We start from the raw sequence: 17207 nt of genomic DNA on the forward strand, positions 1-17207 counted from the left end.
GAGTATGCAGCCAGTAAAAAGCCCCGCCTGATGCAGTCAGGCGGGGCTTTTGCGTTGCACTCAGCCGATCAGTTAGCGCTCATGGTCGAACGCGGAGCCACTGGCTGATTGTCGTTGGAAATGGTCACTTCCACCCGACGGTTCATGGCACGGCCCGAGACGCTGGTGTTGTCAGCCACCGGGAATTCCTTGCCATAACCCTGGGTCACGATGCGGGCCGGGTCGACGCCCATTTTCACCAGTGCGGTGCGCACGGAGCTGGCGCGACGCTCGGACAATGACTGGTTGTAGGAGTCTGAACCGGTGCTGTCGGTGTAGCCCTCGATGATCACCTTACGGTCCGGGTTTTCCTGAAGGAACTGCGCCAGTTTGTTCACGTTGGTCACGCCGTTTGCGCGCAGATCGGACTGGTTGGTGGCAAACAGCACATCGCCGAATGTCACGACCGTACCGCGCTCGGTCTGCTTGGCGTTGAGGCTGTCTTGCAGTTGCTTGATCTGGGCGTTGCGAGCTTCAAGCAAAGCGCGGGCGCGTTCGTCGCCGGCATTTTTCAGTTCGGCTTCGGCGGTGCGCAGGGCGATGGTCTGCTTGGCCACTTCAACGCGTTGATTGGTCAGGTAGGCCAGCTGGTCGACCTTGGCCTCGTCTTCCTTGTCCAGATAGGCCTTGTCGGCCTTGGCCAGGAAATCGGCGGCTTCCTTGGTTTCCAGTGCGGCGACCTTGGTGGCTGCCGGATCGGCCTGCAGGCCGTTGTAGTTGGTGCGGGCCTGTTCCAGGTTCACGTTCGGGTCATGGGAGCAAGCGGCCAGCGATACACAGGCGGCGAGCAGGGCGGGCATCATCAAATGTTTGTGCATCATATTCTGTCGTCCTTTTATCAATAACAGTGGTCGCGGCATGAGTGGCTTACTGAATCTTGTTCATGCCTTCCTGACGCAATTCCTGAACCCCTTTCTGGGAATCCTTGAGAGCCTGTTCGGCCTTGGCGGCTTGAGCCTTGCGCTCGGCTACGCGAGCGTCCCACTCGGCCTGTTCGGCCAGACGCTTGGCTTCGGCGTAGTTCTTGTCGTGCATGGCGATCTCGGCCTGCTTGAGCTTGTCCTGAGCGGACTTCATTTCCACGGCGGCGAATTCGGTACCGCCGGCGCTGACGGCGCTGTTGACCGCCGATTGCGTTACCGCGTACTGCTCCGACGGTGGATTTCCGGCACAACCGGCCAGGATGAAGCTGCTACCGATGGCCAGGGTGGCCAATTTCAGGCCGCGCAGGCCATTGGCTGAGGGTTTGGCAGTGCAGGTATTCATAGGCTTCAACTCCATTGGAAAACTCCTGAGAAAACTACAAATCCATGCTGAAACGCCAAGCCTGGCGTCTGTTTTTTGGGGGGCCAGGGCGCGTTTATTTAAACAACCGTTCCAGTATGGTTATTCGGTGTGACACGGAGCGTTTTTCAAAAGTTCAGCAAAGATGGCCAATCGCCAAAAAGTATTGCTGACCAATCGGTCAGGGTTAAAAAAGCTGAACTTTCAAGGCGCGCAGCGGTATTCCCAGCGCCAAATCATGGCGCCGGGAGGGAGGATGGGTCAGTGCTTCGATTTGTCGTTCTGCGACGAAAGCTGATGCAGATGGCGGCGGGAGAGGGCGAGGAATCGCGGCGTAGGACCGACGTCTTCGTATAGAGGGTCGCCTTCTTCGTCGGTGGCGACCACTTGTGAGCCCTTGACGTACGGGAAGCTCGCTTCCAGTTCTTCCAGGGCTGCCCCGATCAGCTCGCCGAGCAGTTCTTCGGGCTGGCGTTTGGGGTACATATCGCAGATCGCCGCCAGGCGTGCGGCGGCTTCTACATCCAGATGTATCGTGTAGCCGGTCTGGGTCAGGTGGCCCTTGGCGTTTTCTTCCCAGTGCTGGGCGAGTTCACGGATTTTCATGATGGCCTCAATCAGTCTGCTCGTGGCAGGCGCGGTGAGTGGCAAGCCGTCGTGTGGCTTACTTATGAGACTAGCTTTGCCCTACAAGGTTTAAAGACCCTTCGTCGCTTGTCATAAACGACTGGTATCGGCACTCTCTGACTCATGTGTCTAACCCGATAGCTGCCCGGACCTTTTTGCTGGAGAACTGCTGATGACCGATATCGATGCACGCTTGCGCGAAGATGTTCACCTGCTTGGCGAGTTGTTGGGAAACACCATCCGCGAACAGTACGGGGACCGGTTTCTCGACAAGATCGAGCAGATCCGCAAGGGCGCCAAGGCCGATCGGCGTGGCTCCGCGGACGCCGAGCTCAGCGCCAGCCTCAATCAGTTGACCGAGGATGAACTGCTGCCGGTGGCACGGGCGTTCAACCAGTTCCTGAACCTGGCCAACATCGCCGAGCAGTACCAACTGATCCACCGTCGCGACGAATCCAAGCCCGCGCCGTTCGAGGCGCGGGTGTTGCCGGAACTGCTGGCGCGGTTGCGGGCAGAGGGACACAGTGCCGAATCCCTGGCACGGCAATTGGGCCGGCTGGAGATCGAACTGGTCCTCACGGCGCACCCCACGGAAGTGGCCCGCCGCACACTGATCCAGAAATACGACGCCATCGCCGCGCAATTGGCGGCCCAGGATCATCGGGACCTGACTACCGTCGAACGGGCGCAGATTCATCAGCGTCTTCAGCGATTGATCGCCGAAGCCTGGCACACCGAGGAAATCCGCCGTACCCGGCCGACTCCCGTCGATGAAGCCAAGTGGGGCTTCGCAGTGATCGAGCATTCGCTGTGGCACGCCATCCCCAACTACCTGCGCAAGGCCGACCAGGCCCTGCACGCCGCCACCGGCCTGCGCCTGCCCTTGGAGGCTGCGCCGGTGCGCTTTGCTTCCTGGATGGGCGGCGACCGCGACGGCAACCCGAATGTCACGGCCGCAGTGACCCGCGAAGTCTTGTTGCTGGCGCGCTGGATGGCGGCCGATCTGTACCTGCGCGACGTCGATCAACTGGCGGCCGACCTGTCCATGCAAAAGGCCAGCGACGCCTTGCGTGCCCAGGCCGGCGACAGTGCCGAACCTTATCGTGCGGTCCTCAAGCAATTGCGCGAGCGCCTGCGGGCCACGCGTAATTGGGCACAGGCATCGCTCAAAGTCGCTACGCCGGCCCCGGCGGAGGTGCTGCAGAACAACCGCGAGCTACTCGATCCTCTGGAGCTGTGCTACCAGTCGCTGCATGAGTGCGGCATGGGCGTGATCGCCGACGGGCCGCTGCTCGACTGCCTGCGCCGGGCGGTGACGTTCGGGCTGTTCCTGGTGCGCCTCGATGTGCGCCAGGACTCGACACGTCATACCGCTGCCATGACCGAAATTACCGATTACCTGGGGCTTGGCCGCTACGAGGAATGGGACGAGGAGCAGCGCATCGGCTTCCTGTTGGATGAGCTGAACAACCGTCGCCCGCTGCTGCCGTCCAATTTCAAGCCTTCGGCGGATACGGCGGAAGTCCTGGCGACCTGTCGGGAAGTCGCGGCGGCGCCGGCGGCATCACTGGGGTCGTATGTGATTTCCATGGCTGGCGCGGCTTCCGATGTGCTGGCGGTCCAGCTGCTGCTGAAAGAGGCAGGCGTGTTGCGGCCGATGCGGGTGGTGCCGCTGTTCGAAACCCTGGCGGACCTGGACAACGCCGGGCCGGTAATCGAGCGGTTGTTGCTGTTGCCGGGTTACCGTTCCCGGTTGCAAGGGCCCCAGGAAGTGATGATCGGTTACTCCGATTCGGCCAAGGACGCTGGAACCACGGCGGCGGCCTGGGCCCAATACCGGGCTCAGGAACGGCTGGTGGACATATGCCGCGAACAGCAAGTCGAATTGCTGCTGTTCCATGGCCGTGGCGGCACCGTGGGGCGTGGTGGCGGCCCGGCCCACGCGGCAATCCTGTCGCAGCCGCCAGGATCGGTGGCGGGACGTTTCCGCACCACCGAACAGGGTGAAATGATTCGTTTCAAATTCGGCCTGCCGGACATCGCCGAACAAAACCTCAACCTCTACCTCGCAGCGGTGCTGGAGGCGACCTTGCTGCCTCCGCCGCCGCCCACGCCCCAGTGGCGGCACCTGATGGATGAACTGGCGGCCGACGGCGTCAAGGCCTACCGCGCCGTGGTGCGGGAAAACCCGCAGTTCGTCGAGTATTTCCGCCAGTCCACGCCGGAGCAGGAGCTGGGCCGCCTGCCCCTGGGCAGTCGACCGGCCAAGCGGCGGGCTGGAGGCATCGAAAGCCTGCGGGCGATTCCCTGGATCTTCGGCTGGACCCAGACCCGCCTGATGTTGCCGGCCTGGCTCGGCTGGGAAACCGCCCTGGGCAAGGCGCTGGAGCGTGGTGAGGGTGAGTTGCTAGGGCAGATGCGCGAGCAGTGGCCCTTCTTCCGCACCCGCATCGACATGCTGGAAATGGTGCTGGCCAAGGCGGATGCCGATATCGCGCGCTCCTACGACGAGCGTCTGGTGGAACCGGCACTGCAACCTTTGGGTGCGCACTTACGCGACCTATTGTCGCAGGCCTGCTCCGTGGTCCTGGGTTTGACCGGTCAGTCGCAGCTACTGGCACATAGCCCAGAGACATTGGAATTCATCAGTCTTCGCAACACCTACCTGGACCCGTTGCACCTGTTGCAGGCCGAACTCCTGGCACGCTCGAGGCAGCAGGACGTTGCCCAGGGCAGCCCCGTGGAACAGGCGTTGCTGGTGTCTGTAGCGGGGATCGCCGCAGGCTTGCGCAACACCGGTTGAGGTGCGTCGGACGTCTTGCCAGGGCACGCCCGGTTTCGCCGGGCAGTGCCTGGCGTGTGCATGAGCAGGTCGGCCAGGCGACAGTTTGTTGCCCGGTTGCGACGTTCGCCACCTCCTCCAAAGGTCGCGCCGGGCGGGGGTTCCTCCGACTTTCGGCGGCTTGTGTGGGTGGGGCCCGCTGTGTATCTTGAGCAGCCCTTGGCCGTTTGGGCGGCCACGATCCAGTTTTCCGAGATTGGCCCCACGAGGCGAATCCGAGCGTTTTACATAAAAAAATTGAGGAGCACATCGATGCGCGTCATTCTGCTGGGAGCTCCCGGGGCCGGTAAAGGTACTCAGGCTAAGTTCATCACTGAAAAATTCGGTATCCCGCAAATCTCCACCGGCGACATGCTGCGAGCGGCGGTCAAGGCCGGCACTGAGTTGGGCATCAAGGCCAAGGGCATCATGGACGCTGGCGGCCTGGTGTCGGATGACCTGATCATCGCATTGGTCAAGGATCGTATCGCTCAACCCGACTGCGCCAACGGTTTCCTGTTCGACGGTTTCCCACGCACCATTCCACAGGCCGAAGCCCTGGTGGAAGCCGGTGTGGAACTGGATCATGTCGTGGAAATCGCCGTGGATGACGAAGAGATCGTCCAGCGTATCGCCGGGCGCCGCGTCCACGAGCCATCGGGCCGCGTCTACCACACCGTCTACAACCCGCCAAAACTGGCTGGCAAGGACGACATCACCGGTGAAGAACTGGTGCAGCGCAAGGACGACACCGAAGAAACCGTGCGTCATCGCCTGTCGGTCTACCATTCCCAGACCAAGCCACTGGTGGCCTTCTACCAGGACTTGTCCACCAAGACCCAGGGCAAGCCAAAGTACAGCCACATCCCGGGCGTCGGTTCGGTCGACGCGATCACCAGCAAAGTGCTTGAAGCGCTGAGCTGAGAGATCTGATCCGCTGTCTCGACTCCGGCCCGCTTGCGGGCCGGAGTTGTTTATACTGGCGCACTTTTTCCTACCTGATTGACGGACACACCGATGAGCACCTTGCTGGCCCTGGACACCGCGACTGAAGCTTGCTCCGTTGCCTTGCTGCACGACGGCAAGGTCACGAGCCATTACGAGGTGATTCCGCGCCTGCATGCCCAGAAACTGTTGCCGATGATCCAGCAATTGCTCAGCGATGCCGGCACGACCTTGCAGGCGGTGGATGCAATTGCCTTCGGTCGTGGCCCAGGGGCCTTCACCGGCGTGCGCATCGCCATCGGCGTGGTGCAGGGGCTGGCGTTTGCCCTGGAGCGCCCGGTGCTGCCCGTCTCGAACCTGGCGGTGCTGGCCCAGCGGGCATTGCGCGAGCATGGCGCCCGTCAGGTGGCGGCTGCCATCGATGCGCGCATGGATGAGGTGTACTGGGGCTGCTACCGGGAAACCGCTGGCGAGATGCGCCTGGTGGGGGCCGAAGCGGTTCTGCCACCCGAAGTCGCGGCGTTGCCGGCAGGCGCCGAGGGGGAGTGGTTCGGCGCCGGCACCGGTTGGGGCTACGGCGAGCGAATTGCCGTGAAGCTCAGCGGCCAGGACGTCACCTCGTTGCCTCACGCCGAAGACCTGCTCACCCTGGCGCGTTTTGCCTGGGAGCGTGGCGAAGCCATTCCGGCCGATGATGCCCAGCCGGTTTACCTGCGGGACAAGGTCGCCACGCCCAAGTCCGAACGGTAAAGCGGTGTCGGTGTGTAGGAGCAAGGCTTGCCCGCGATGGATTGATGCGGTTTGTCATGAAACCGAAGTGCCTTGATCGCGGGCAAGCCTTGCTCCCACAAAATGAACTGCACCCCAAAAGTCACACCCAATATTACCAGTCGTCATTTTTTTACCCGGTTTTTAAACCTTTTGGCCTTTATGTGTTCTAGTTATCACTTGCGCATTTGCGCGGCTTTAAAAGTGCCGCTAAATTGCCATCATTGATACCGAGCATTCTGTTATGCGTATAGACGGCGTTTCTTCTCAGTCCTATCCCATCAAGCGCAGGCCCCGTACGGGCAAGATCGCTGATCAGGAGACCTTCGACGACCTCGATGGCGAACTGGAGTTTCCGTCTGAAGAGCAATTGGCTGCCCGTGCCGCCAAAGCCTCCGCACAGCGCCTGAGCAATCTTCCCGCCCGCCAGCAAGACATGATTTACCATCGCGCCATGACTCGAAGCGTGGCGACGGCCTTGGCGAGCTACTTGAGCACCGCCGGTTTCGTCGACTGGGATATGGAAGTGCTGGGGCTCGACCTCTACATCTGATGGTATTGCCTTATTACCTGGGCTGTCCGTCCTGGAGCGAAAACGCCTGGCGCGATTACCTTTATCCCCAGGATGCCAGAAGCTCCGATTTCCTGAATCTCTACGCTCAAGTGTTCAACGCCGTGGAAGGCAACACCACCTTCTACGCGAGCCCGTCAGCGGCTATCGTGCAGCGCTGGGCCGATGTCATGCCTGAGCATTTTCGCTTCACCGCCAAGTTTCCCGGTGATATCAGCCACGTTGGCGACTTGCGCGAGCACCCGGTGGCGGTCGACACGTTCCTGCAACTGCTCAGCCCCTTGGGCGAGCGTGTCTCGCCGTTCTGGCTGCAACTGTCCAAGGCCTTCACCCCGAATCGACTGCCCGAGTTGGCCGGGTTCATCGACGCCTTGCAGCGTCCTCTGGCGGTAGAAGTCCGCCACGATGAATTCTTCGCCAAAGGCGATGCCGAGCGGCGTCTCAATCGCTTGTTGCTGGACCGTGGCGTAGAGCGCATCTGCCTCGACCCACGGGCTTTGTTCAGTTGCACCTCGACCGATCCGGCGGTGCTCCATGCTCAATCGAAGAAGCCACGGGTGCCGCCCCGCCCGGCAGCTTTCACCCAATACCCGCAAGTGCGTTTCATCGGTCATCCGGTGCTGGAGGCCAACGAGCCGTTCCTGACGCCCTGGGTGGAGAAAATCGCCGGCTGGATCGAAGAAGGGCGTACGCCTTATATCTTCTTGCATACCTCCGATAACCTGCTGGCGGCGAAACTCGCACAACATTTCCACCGGCGATTGATGTCTCGATTGCCTGGCCTGCCGGCCCTGCCTGAGCTATACAGAGAGCCCGCCGCCGAGCAACTGGGTTTGCTCTGAGGCGATATCTTCTCTGCTCAGGAGCGACATTCATGGATGCACAAACCCGTCGAGCCCAGGCGTTCAAGGCCTTGCATGAACGCGAAGGGGCCTTTGTCATTCCCAATCCGTGGGATGCCGGTTCCGCGAAAATGCTGGCAACGCTCGGTTTCGAGGCGCTGGCGACCACCAGTGCCGGTTTTGCTTTCTCCCTGGCCCGGCCCGATGGTGCCCTGGCGCTGGAGGACACGCTTGCCAATGTCCGGGCCATCGTGGCGGCCACTGACTTGCCGGTGGCGGTCGACCTGGAGAACGGCTTTGCCGATGGGCCCGAGGATTGCGCCCGCAACCTGCTTCGTGCGGCGCACGCCGGTGCGGTCGGGGGATCCATCGAAGATGCCACGGGGCGCGAAGAAAGCCCGATCTATTGCTTCGACCATGCCGTGGCGCGGATCAAGGCCGCAGCCGACGCGGTGCGCAGCCTGCCGTTTCCTTTCCTGCTGACGGCCCGCGCGGAAAACTTCCTGCACGGCAATCCCGATCTGGATGACACGATTCGTCGATTGAAGGCGTTCGCCGACGCAGGTGCCGATGTGTTGTATGCCCCGGGGTTAAGCACTGCCGAGCAAGTGCTCGCCGTGGTTCAGGCCGTGGCACCGAAGCCGGTCAACGTGTTGATGTCCGGGGCGCTGGACTTGACGGTTGCGCAGCTGAGCGAATTGGGCGTCAAGCGTATCAGCGTCGGTTCGGCCCTGGCCCTGGCGGCGTATGGCGAATTCTTCCGCGCTGCCGAGGAAATCCAGCAGCAGGGCACGTTCACCTTTACAAAACGCTCGATGCCGTTCAAGCAGGCCAACGAGCTGTTCAAGGGCTGATGATCGAGGCATGGCCGTGCGGGTTCTAAAAGGTTTGCTGGTGGTGGGGCTGTTGGTGGGCGTTGCGTTATTCGCGGTATGGCGGGGTTGGCTGTCGCTGCCGCCGCAGTGGAATCCCTGGGCGCCCCTGGATGTCAACGTCCCGCCGAACCTGCTGACCCGCTACAAGCTCATGGCCCTGCGCAACGACCCGCAGCTGTGCGACCAGGCCCTCGCGACATCCGGGTTGCGGACCGCTCGCCAGGCCGACAGTGGCGCCAAGTCTGATTGTCCGCTGACCAACGTGTTGAGGGTGCAGGGTGGCGAGGTTGCATTGAGCAGCAGCTTCCTGGCCAGTTGTCCGTTGGCGGTGGCGTTCGCCCTGTTCGAGCGCCATGCATTGCAGCCGGCGGCTATAGGTGCCTACGGGCAGAAAGTGACGCGGGTGGATCACCTGGGCAGTTTCGCCTGCCGCAACATGTACGGTCGGGAAACCGGTGCGCGCAGCCAGCATGCCACGGCCAGTGCGTTGGACATCGCTGGGTTTCGCCTGGCGAACGGTCGCACGATCAGCGTGCTCAGGGATTGGCCGAAGGACGGCAACGACGCTCGCTTCCTGCGCCAGGTACGCGACGGCGCCTGTGACATGTTCAGTGTGGTCTTGAGCCCGGATTACAACGCGGCGCACCGCAACCATTTCCATCTGGACGTGGGGCCGTGGTGGATCTGTCGGTAGAAGTATTTGTGTACAGGGCACCCGTCAGGCGGCGATACGCAGGTTCTGCAATACGATCGGGCGTGCCCAGCGGGTATCGAAATCCAGGGCTTTCTGCTGGGCCACGATTTCTTCTTCCGGGAATGGCGGGAAGGGCTTGTCCAGCAGGTCCAGTTCGAACTCGGCAATCGGCAGGTGCAGCGGGCGTGGCTGTGGAGCCGGGCCAGGTTCGGGCAGCGGTTGGCCGGCGGCGAGGACGATCGGGCGAACCCAGTGGCTCTCGAAGTTCTGCTGTTTTTGCTGGGCGGTGATCTCTTCCGGCGGGAAGGGTGGGAACGGTTTGTCCAGCAAGTCGAGTTCGAACTCAGCGATGGGCAGGAACAACGGCTCCGGTGGTTTGACCGGGGTGTCTTTCACGTCGAGAGTGCGTTGGCTGACGATGTGATCCAGCAACTCGGCGCCGAGGGTCGGTTCAACCGCTTCATCGAGGGCGACGGGCTGATAGCTGCCAGGCGCCGGTGCGTTTTCACCCAGTTGATCGGCCAGGGCCCGGGCAAAGAAATCCTGCCACAGGTGACTGACACCGCTCAGCGCTTGGGTGTTACGCAGGCTGTAATCGCCGTAAGGGGAGATAACGCCTATCGATGTGGATTGAATGTCTGACATTTTTTTCGGTCGACGCTCAGCTCTGGCAAAATGCCGTTCACCGTTGTTATCGGCCGTTTTTGCCGATCCTTAATTTTTTGAGTGTGTTTTCCATGAGCGAGCAACCTGCGGCCTGCCGCATCCACGTCCAGGCCCTGGCCCCGGCCTTCCAGCCTCAGGCTGAGCATTGGGCCCAGCGGCTTGGGCTGCCCCTTCAGGTGGATGAGAGCGAGTTTGCCTTGCAGATCGGCGAGCAGGGGCTGCAATTGCAGCAATTGGGGCCGGATGCGCCGGGGCCGGTGCGGGTGGATTTCGTCGAGGGCGGGGCGGCTCATCGCCGGTTGTATGGCGGCGGCAGCGGGCAGATGATCGCCAAGGCGGTCGGTATCGCCCAGGGTGTACGTCCACGCGTGCTTGATGCCACGGCCGGGCTGGGCAAGGACGCCTTCGTGCTGGCCAGCCTCGGCTGTGACATGAGCCTGATCGAGCGCCAGCCACTGATCGGTGCCTTGCTGGAGGACGGGCTGGCTCGTGGGGCCGAGGATTTCGACGTGGCCCCCATTGTGGCTCGTATGCGCCTGCTCAAGGGCAATTCCATCGAGTTGATGCGTAACTGGGAAGGCGAGCCGCCCCAGGTGATCTACCTGGACCCGATGTTTCCCCACCGTGAGAAAACCGCACTGGTGAAGAAGGAGATGCGTCTGTTCCGTCCTCTGGTGGGGGATGACACAGATGCCCCTGCATTGCTGGCGGCGGCCCTGGCCCTGGCGACCCATCGGGTGGTGGTCAAGCGCCCACGCAAGGCGCCGTGCATCGAAGGACCTAAGCCGAGCCATGGGCTGGAGGGCAAGTCCAGTCGTTACGATATCTATCCCAAGAAGGCGCTCAAGCCCTGATGTGGGAGCAAAGCTTGCTCGCGATAGCGGACCAGCCAGTATGAATGTTGAATGCGAAGCTGCTATCGCGAGCAAGCTTTGCTCCCACAGGCCCTTCCAGCCACCCAATACCTAAGGGCGATAAGCCCGCATGAACAACCCCACCACTTCCCGCACATGGGCCTCGGCCGCTTCGGCGTCCAGCGGCGCGCCGCAGCCGTACAACAGCCGGAAATTCGGTGCACCCTTGATCAGGCAGAAGAAATGCTCGGCGGCATGGCGGGGTTTGTCGATGGACAGGGCGCCACTCTGGCTCATCTTGCCCAACAACCGTTCCATGCCGCAGAGCATCCGCTGTGGACCGGCTTCGTAGAAAATCGTCGAGAGTTTCGGATCCTGGCTGCCCAGGGCCATGATCAGCCGGTGCAGATTCACCGATTCAGCGCTGCTGATCAGTTGATGGAAGCCACGGGCGATGTTCAGCAGGACGTTTTCAATCGGCACGCCTTCAGGCCATTCGAAAAACAGCGGCGGTACCTGCTCTTCACACTTGGCGATCACGGCAGCGGAAAACAGTGTTTCCTTGTCGTTGAAATGGCTATAGACCGTCAGCTTCGACACGCCCGCCTCGGCGGCCACCGCGTCCATGCTGGTGCTGGCATATCCCATACTGAGAAACAGCCGTTTTGCCGCATCGAGAATGGCCTGGCGCTTGGCCAGATCCTTCGGACGGCCAGGGCCGCTGGGCGGGGAAAGATTGTTCGACATTCTTCGCTTTAATACTGGACTGGTGAGTTTGCTATTAATAACATACTCGCCAGTATAATTATTCCAAGCACCCTTAGCGAAAGGTCTCTCGTCATGTTCCGCTATGCGTCGTCCCTCGCCCTACCAGTCAGCCTGGTTTTTTTATTGTCTGCGTGTGGCCATGACGAGCCGGTGTCCGTCGCCGTGCGCCCCGCCATGGTGGTCAAACCGGAGCCTTCGGCTCAGGCGACGCAAAGCTATCCCGGCGAAGTGCGGGCTCGTTTCGAGCCGGACCTGGCGTTTCGCATCGGCGGTAAAGTGAGCCGACGACTGGTCGAAGAAGGCCAGCGGGTCAAGGCCAATCAACCGCTGGCCGAACTGGACCCCCAGGATGTGCGCCTGCAACTGGAAGCTACCCGGGCCCAGGTCGCCGCCGCCGAGGCTAATCTCAACCTGGTGCGTGCTGAACGTGACCGCTACAAGACCTTGCTGGATCGGCAGATGGTCAGTCGCTCGCAGTACGACAACGCCGAAAATCTCTACCGTTCCGGCGCTGCCCGGCTCAAGCAGATCCAGGCCGAATTCGACGTCGCCAACAACCAGGCCAGCTATTCGGTCCTGCGCGCGCCCCAGGATGGTGTGGTGGCGCGGCGTTCGGTGGAAGTCGGACAGGTGGTGTCGGCCGGGCAGACCGTCTTCACCCTGGCCACCGATGGCGAACGTGAAGTGCTGATCAGCCTGCCGGAACAGAGTTTCGGTCGGTTCAAGATTGGTCAGCCTGTCTCGGTGGAGCTGTGGAGTCAGCCCGATCAGCGCTTCAGTGGGCATATTCGAGAACTCTCGCCGGCAGCGGACCCCAAATCCCGAACGTTCGCTGCTCGCGTAGCGTTCACGTCGGGCAGCGTTCCGGCTGAGCTGGGCCAGAGTGCGCGGGTGTTTATCCAGGCCGCGGACAAGGTGCCACTGTCGGTTCCACTTTCGGCGCTCACCGCCGAGAACGGCGCGACCTATGTCTGGGTGGTCAACCCCGACAACACGCTGAAAAAAGTCCCGGTGCGCGTTGGCGCCTTCGGCGAAAAGACCGTGCCGGTGCTTGAAGGCCTGAACCCCAATGATTGGGTGGTGGCGGCCGGCGTGCATGTGCTCCTCGACGGCCAGCAGGTACGGCCGGTGGATCGCTCCAACCGCGTGGTCAATCTGGCGGCCAAGGAGTAATCCCGATGGGTTTCAATCTTTCCGAATGGGCGCTGCGTAACCGCCAGATCGTACTGTTCCTGATGCTGTTGCTGGCTATCGTTGGTGCCCTTTCCTACACCAAGTTGGGCCAGAGTGAAGACCCGCCGTTTACCTTCAAGGCCATGGTCATCCGCACCAACTGGCCGGGCGCCACGGCCGAGGAAGTGTCCCGTCAGGTGACCGAGCGCATCGAAAAGAAGCTGATGGAAACCGGCGACTACGAGCGCATCGTTTCTTTCTCCCGCCCGGGCGAATCCCAGGTAACGTTCATGGCCCGCGACTCGCTGCATTCCGCGCAGATCCCCGAGCTGTGGTACCAGATCCGCAAGAAGGTCAGCGACATTCGCCATACCTTGCCGCCGGGCATTCAGGGACCGTTCTTCAACGACGAGTTCGGGACCACCTTCGGCAATATCTACGCCCTGACCGGCGACGGCTTCGACTACGGCGTGCTCAAGGACTACGCCGACCGCGTGCAGATCCAATTGCAACGGGTCAAAGACGTGGGCAAGGTCGAGCTGATCGGCCTGCAGGACGAGAAGATCTGGATCGAGCTGTCAAACGTGAAGCTGGCGACTCTGGGCTTGCCTTTGGCAGCCGTTCAGCAGGCCCTCGAAGAACAGAATGCGGTGTCCACCGCCGGCTTCTTCGAAACGGGCACGGAACGGTTGCAACTGCGCGTATCGGGGAATTTCCAGACGGTAGAAGAGATCCGTCGCTTTCCGATCCGGGTCGGCGACCGTACGTTCCGTATCGACGATGTGGCGGATGTGCGTCGTGGATTCAACGATCCACCCGCGCCACGCATGCGTTTCATGGGCGAAGACGCCATCGGCCTGGCCGTGGCCATGAAGGAAGGTGGCGACATCCTGATCCTGGGCAAGGCCCTGGAGGCCGAGTTCGCTCGAATCCAGAACAATCTCCCGGCCGGCATGCAGCTGCGCAAGGTGTCTGACCAGCCGGCGGCCGTGAAGACAGGCGTCGGCGAGTTCGTCCGGGTGCTGGTGGAAGCATTGGTCATCGTGTTGCTGGTGAGCTTCTTCTCCCTGGGGCTGCGCACCGGGATGGTGGTGGCCCTGGCGATTCCGCTGGTGCTGGCGATGACTTTCGCAGCGATGTATTACCTGGGGATCGGCCTGCACAAGATTTCCCTGGGCGCGTTGGTCTTGGCGCTGGGGCTGCTGGTGGACGATGCCATCATTGCAGTCGAGATGATGGCAATCAAAATGGAGCAGGGCTTCGACCGGATCAAGGCCGCCAGCTTCGCCTGGACCAGCACGGCGTTCCCGATGCTCACCGGTACGCTGATCACGGCGGCGGGCTTCCTGCCGATCGCCACGGCGCAATCGGGCACCGGCGAATACACCCGTTCGATCTTCCAGGTCGTGACCCTCGCGCTGGTAGCGTCCTGGGTGGCGGCGGTGGTGTTCGTGCCTTACTTGGGGGAAAAACTCCTGCCGGACCTGGCGAAAATTCATGCGGCCAAGCACGGCACCGGTGACGGGCATCCGGACCCTTACGCCACCCCGTTCTACCAGCGTGTCCGGAGACTGGTGGAGTGGTGCGTACGGCGACGCAAAACCGTGATCATGTTGACTGTGCTGCTGTTCTTGGGCTCGGTGGTGCTGTTCCGTTTCGTTCCGCAGCAGTTCTTCCCGGCGTCGGGCCGGCTGGAGCTTATGGTGGACCTGAAGCTTGAGGAGGGTGCCTCCCTGAGCAACACCGCCGAGCAGGTCAAGCGCCTTGAAGCCATGCTCAAGGACCATCCGGGCATCGACAATTATGTGGCCTATGTCGGTACTGGTTCACCGCGCTTCTACTTGCCGCTGGATCAACAGTTACCGGCGTCGAGCTTCGCCCAATTCGTGGTGCTGGCCAAGACCATCGAGGACCGTGAGCCGTTGCGCAGTTGGCTGATCACCACGCTGAACGAGCAATTCCCGACCCTGCGCTCACGGGTCACGCGCCTGGAGAACGGACCGCCGGTGGGTTACCCGGTGCAGTTCCGGGTCACCGGCGAACATATCGAGCAGGTCCGCGCCCTGGCACGCAAAGTGGCGACGAAGGTTCGCGAGAATCCCTATGTGGCCAATGTGCATCTGGATTGGGAAGAACCGAGCAAGGTCGTGTACCTGAATATCGATCAAGAGCGTGCCCGGGCCTTGGGTGTGAGCACCGTCGACTTGTCGAAATTCCTGCAAAGCTCCCTCATCGGCTCCAGCGTCAGCCAGTACCGGGAAGACAACGAGCTGATCGAGATCCTGCTGCGTGGCACCGTGCACGAACGCACCGAACTGTCGCTGCTGCCAAGCCTGGCGGTGCCCACCGAGAATGGCGCCAGCGTGGCGCTGTCGCAGATCGCAACGTTGGAGTACGGCTTCGAAGAAGGTGTGATCTGGCACCGCAACCGGCTACCGAGCGTGACCGTGCGGGCCGATATCTACGGCAAGGAGCAGCCGGCGACGCTGGTGCAGCAGATCTTCCCGACACTGGAACCGATTCAGGCCGAATTGCCGGACGGCTATTTGCTGGAGGTCGGGGGCACGGTCGAGGACTCGACCCGTGGCCAGAAATCGGTGAACGCCGGTGTACCGCTGTTCATCGTGGTGGTGTTGACGCTGCTGATGTTGCAACTGCGCAGTTTCTCGCGTACGGCCATGGTCTTTCTCACGGCGCCCCTGGGGCTGATCGGCGTGACGCTGTTTTTGCTGGTATTCCGCCAGCCGTTCGGCTTCGTCGCCATGCTGGGCACCATTGCGCTGTCGGGGATGATCATGCGCAACTCGGTGATCCTGGTGGATCAGATCGAACAGGACATCGAGGCCGGCCTCACGCCGTGGCAGGCGATCATCGAAGCCACGGTGCGTCGCTTCCGGCCTATCGTGCTTACCGCACTGGCGGCCGTACTGGCGATGATCCCGCTGTCACGCAGCCTGTTCTTCGGCCCGATGGCCGTGGCAATCATGGGCGGGCTGATTGTGGCGACGGCGTTGACGCTGCTGTTCCTGCCAGCGTTGTATGCGGCGTGGTTCAGGGTCAAGAAAACCTGACTGCAGTTCTCTGACCGCCAAAAAACAATGTGGGAGCGAGCCTGCTCCCACAGGTGTTTTGTGCTAGGTGTCAGAGCGCGCCGAACACCTTCTTCGCCAGACTGGTCGCCGCCGCTGCCGGGTTCTTGCGAATGGTGGCTTCCTGCTTGCCGATCATTTCGAACAAGCCATCCAACGCTTGCTCGGTCACGTAGTTTTCGACGTTGGCGCTTTTCGCATCCAGCACACCGAAGGTCGCGGCCTGGCCGGCGAAGGCGTTGTATTTCTGGGCCAGGTCGACCTTGTCGGTGGCTTGCTTGACGATAGGCAGGAACTTGGCGCGGATCTGTTCGCGGCTGCTCTTGTTCAGGTACTGGGTGGCTGAATCGTTGCCACCGCTCAGAATAGCCTTGGCGTCGTTCACGCTCATGTTTTTCACTGCGTTGACCAAGATCGGCTGGGCCTGGACAACCGCGGCCTCGGCAGCCTGGTTCATGCTGGTTTCCAGCTGATCGACCTGATCGCCCATGCCGAAAGCTTTCATCTTGCTGGCAACTTTACCGAGCTTGCCCGGCAATTCGATCTTCACGTCCGGGTTGTTGCTGAAACCGCCGGGCGTGCCCAGTTGCTTGACCGCGATTTGTGCGCCTTGGGTCAAGGCATCCTTGAGACCGCCCGTGGCATCCGATTGCGACAGATCGCCCAGGGACAGGGCCATGGCATGGGCGCCGAACAACAGGCCGGCGCACAGGCCGGTGAAACGCAGGGTGGAACGGAACATGAGAGCGTCCTTGGTGAAGTAAAAGGAATCAGCGTGCCGCGTTGACGCGGATCTTCAACGGCTGTGGATCGTTGCCATCGAGGTGCACGGTGTGTTGTTCGGTGGTGACGAACATCAGTTGGCCGTCGACTTCGATCCGAGCGCTGACGGCATAACGATGGCCTGGCTTGACCTGGGCCGGATCATAACTGAGGTGGAACGGCAGCGGGACCTGGCCGTTGACCGGGCCGCTCTGTTCATCGAGCACCACGGCCGGGGCATCGGCCAGGGATACGTCCTGCAGGCTCACGCTCAAGATCGCGGAGGGGGGCAGGGCGATGCGTTGCAGATAAAACACTTCGCCGTCGAGGCTGTGCTTGCCCGCCAGCGGCGCGCTGGAGCAGGCACTGAGGAGTGCGGCGAGGGCAATGATAAGAAGCTTGTTCATGGGGCGGTCCTTGATTGAAGGC

17 protein-coding genes are annotated in these 17207 nt (G+C 61.7%); 10 read left to right on the forward strand and 7 right to left on the reverse strand.

Going from position 1 to position 17207, the window contains the following annotated elements:
• Window positions 1-68 precede the first annotated feature (68 nt).
• The 3 genes from LCU97_RS08425 to LCU97_RS08435 form a co-directional block, all read right to left on the reverse strand.
• A complete protein-coding gene (locus LCU97_RS08425) occupies window positions 69-857 on the reverse strand; it encodes an OmpA family protein (protein WP_232776229.1) in 789 nt (262 codons plus the stop codon).
• 49 nt (window positions 858-906) lie between these two features.
• Window positions 907-1320 (reverse strand): DUF4398 domain-containing protein, encoded by a 414-nt coding sequence (locus LCU97_RS08430; RefSeq protein ID WP_053152672.1) that lies wholly within the window; start codon window positions 1318-1320, stop codon window positions 907-909.
• A 264-nt stretch (window positions 1321-1584) separates the two neighbouring features.
• The gene (locus LCU97_RS08435) at window positions 1585-1929 is read right to left on the reverse strand and encodes a hypothetical protein (RefSeq protein ID WP_053152674.1); all 345 of its coding nucleotides are present in this window, start codon (window positions 1927-1929) and stop codon (window positions 1585-1587) included.
• Between the two features lie 193 nt (window positions 1930-2122).
• Here LCU97_RS08435 and ppc point away from each other — a divergent pair, with 193 nt between their 5' ends.
• The 7 genes from ppc (at window position 2123) to LCU97_RS08470 (ending at window position 9466) form a co-directional block, all read left to right on the forward strand.
• Complete coding sequence (gene ppc, locus LCU97_RS08440) at window positions 2123-4753, forward strand: phosphoenolpyruvate carboxylase (protein ID WP_053152676.1); 2631 nt, start codon at window positions 2123-2125, stop codon at window positions 4751-4753.
• Between the two features lie 291 nt (window positions 4754-5044).
• Window positions 5045-5695 carry an adenylate kinase gene (gene adk, locus LCU97_RS08445; protein ID WP_053152677.1) on the forward strand — a complete coding sequence of 217 codons (651 nt, stop codon included), beginning with the start codon at window positions 5045-5047 and terminating at the stop codon, window positions 5693-5695.
• A gap of 93 nt (window positions 5696-5788) precedes the next feature.
• Window positions 5789-6466 carry a tRNA (adenosine(37)-N6)-threonylcarbamoyltransferase complex dimerization subunit type 1 TsaB gene (gene tsaB, locus LCU97_RS08450; RefSeq protein ID WP_232776112.1) on the forward strand — a complete coding sequence of 226 codons (678 nt, stop codon included), beginning with the start codon at window positions 5789-5791 and terminating at the stop codon, window positions 6464-6466.
• A 262-nt stretch (window positions 6467-6728) separates the two neighbouring features.
• Window positions 6729-7037 carry a hypothetical protein gene (locus LCU97_RS08455; RefSeq protein WP_232776113.1) on the forward strand — a complete coding sequence of 103 codons (309 nt, stop codon included), beginning with the start codon at window positions 6729-6731 and terminating at the stop codon, window positions 7035-7037.
• Window positions 7037-7897: a DUF72 domain-containing protein gene (locus tag LCU97_RS08460; protein WP_232776114.1), complete on the forward strand. Its 861-nt coding sequence runs from the start codon at window positions 7037-7039 to the stop codon at window positions 7895-7897. Before LCU97_RS08455 ends, LCU97_RS08460 begins: the two co-directional genes overlap by 1 nt.
• Window positions 7898-7929: 32 nt before the next feature.
• Window positions 7930-8751, forward strand: coding sequence for an isocitrate lyase/PEP mutase family protein (locus LCU97_RS08465; protein ID WP_053152685.1), 822 nt, complete (start codon window positions 7930-7932; stop codon window positions 8749-8751).
• Window positions 8752-8767: 16 nt separating this feature from the next.
• Window positions 8768-9466 (forward strand): extensin-like domain-containing protein, encoded by a 699-nt coding sequence (locus LCU97_RS08470; RefSeq protein WP_232776115.1) that lies wholly within the window; start codon window positions 8768-8770, stop codon window positions 9464-9466.
• Window positions 9467-9490: 24 nt separating this feature from the next.
• Here the strand turns inward: LCU97_RS08470 and LCU97_RS08475 are convergent, their stop codons facing one another.
• A complete protein-coding gene (locus tag LCU97_RS08475) occupies window positions 9491-10111 on the reverse strand; it encodes a hypothetical protein (RefSeq protein ID WP_053152690.1) in 621 nt (206 codons plus the stop codon).
• Window positions 10112-10203: 92 nt separating this feature from the next.
• On the opposite strand from LCU97_RS08475, the gene LCU97_RS08480 reads away from it, so the two are divergent.
• Entirely contained in the window at window positions 10204-10986 is a 783-nt protein-coding gene (locus LCU97_RS08480) for a class I SAM-dependent methyltransferase (RefSeq protein WP_232776116.1), read from the forward strand.
• Between the two features lie 111 nt (window positions 10987-11097).
• On the opposite strand, the gene LCU97_RS08485 is transcribed toward LCU97_RS08480, so the two are convergent.
• On the reverse strand, window positions 11098-11733 hold the full coding sequence (locus LCU97_RS08485) for a TetR/AcrR family transcriptional regulator (RefSeq protein WP_053152694.1): 636 nt from the start codon (window positions 11731-11733) through the stop codon (window positions 11098-11100).
• A 93-nt stretch (window positions 11734-11826) separates the two neighbouring features.
• Here LCU97_RS08485 and LCU97_RS08490 point away from each other — a divergent pair, with 93 nt between their 5' ends.
• Window positions 11827-12927: an efflux RND transporter periplasmic adaptor subunit gene (locus tag LCU97_RS08490; RefSeq protein WP_053152696.1), complete on the forward strand. Its 1101-nt coding sequence runs from the start codon at window positions 11827-11829 to the stop codon at window positions 12925-12927.
• A 5-nt stretch (window positions 12928-12932) separates the two neighbouring features.
• Window positions 12933-15998, forward strand: a complete 3066-nt coding sequence (locus tag LCU97_RS08495; protein ID WP_232776117.1) for an efflux RND transporter permease subunit — start codon at window positions 12933-12935, stop codon at window positions 15996-15998.
• Between the two features lie 70 nt (window positions 15999-16068).
• Here LCU97_RS08495 and LCU97_RS08500 read toward each other — a convergent pair whose 3' ends face one another.
• Window positions 16069-16758: a DUF4197 domain-containing protein gene (locus tag LCU97_RS08500; RefSeq protein WP_232776118.1), complete on the reverse strand. Its 690-nt coding sequence runs from the start codon at window positions 16756-16758 to the stop codon at window positions 16069-16071.
• Between the two features lie 28 nt (window positions 16759-16786).
• Window positions 16787-17185, reverse strand: a complete 399-nt coding sequence (locus LCU97_RS08505) for a YbaY family lipoprotein (RefSeq protein ID WP_232776119.1) — start codon at window positions 17183-17185, stop codon at window positions 16787-16789.
• Window positions 17186-17207 lie beyond the last annotated feature (22 nt).

Origin of the sequence: Pseudomonas uvaldensis, assembly GCF_021271205.1 — a bacterium.
Classification (GTDB): Bacteria; Pseudomonadota; Gammaproteobacteria; order Pseudomonadales; family Pseudomonadaceae; genus Aquipseudomonas; species Aquipseudomonas uvaldensis.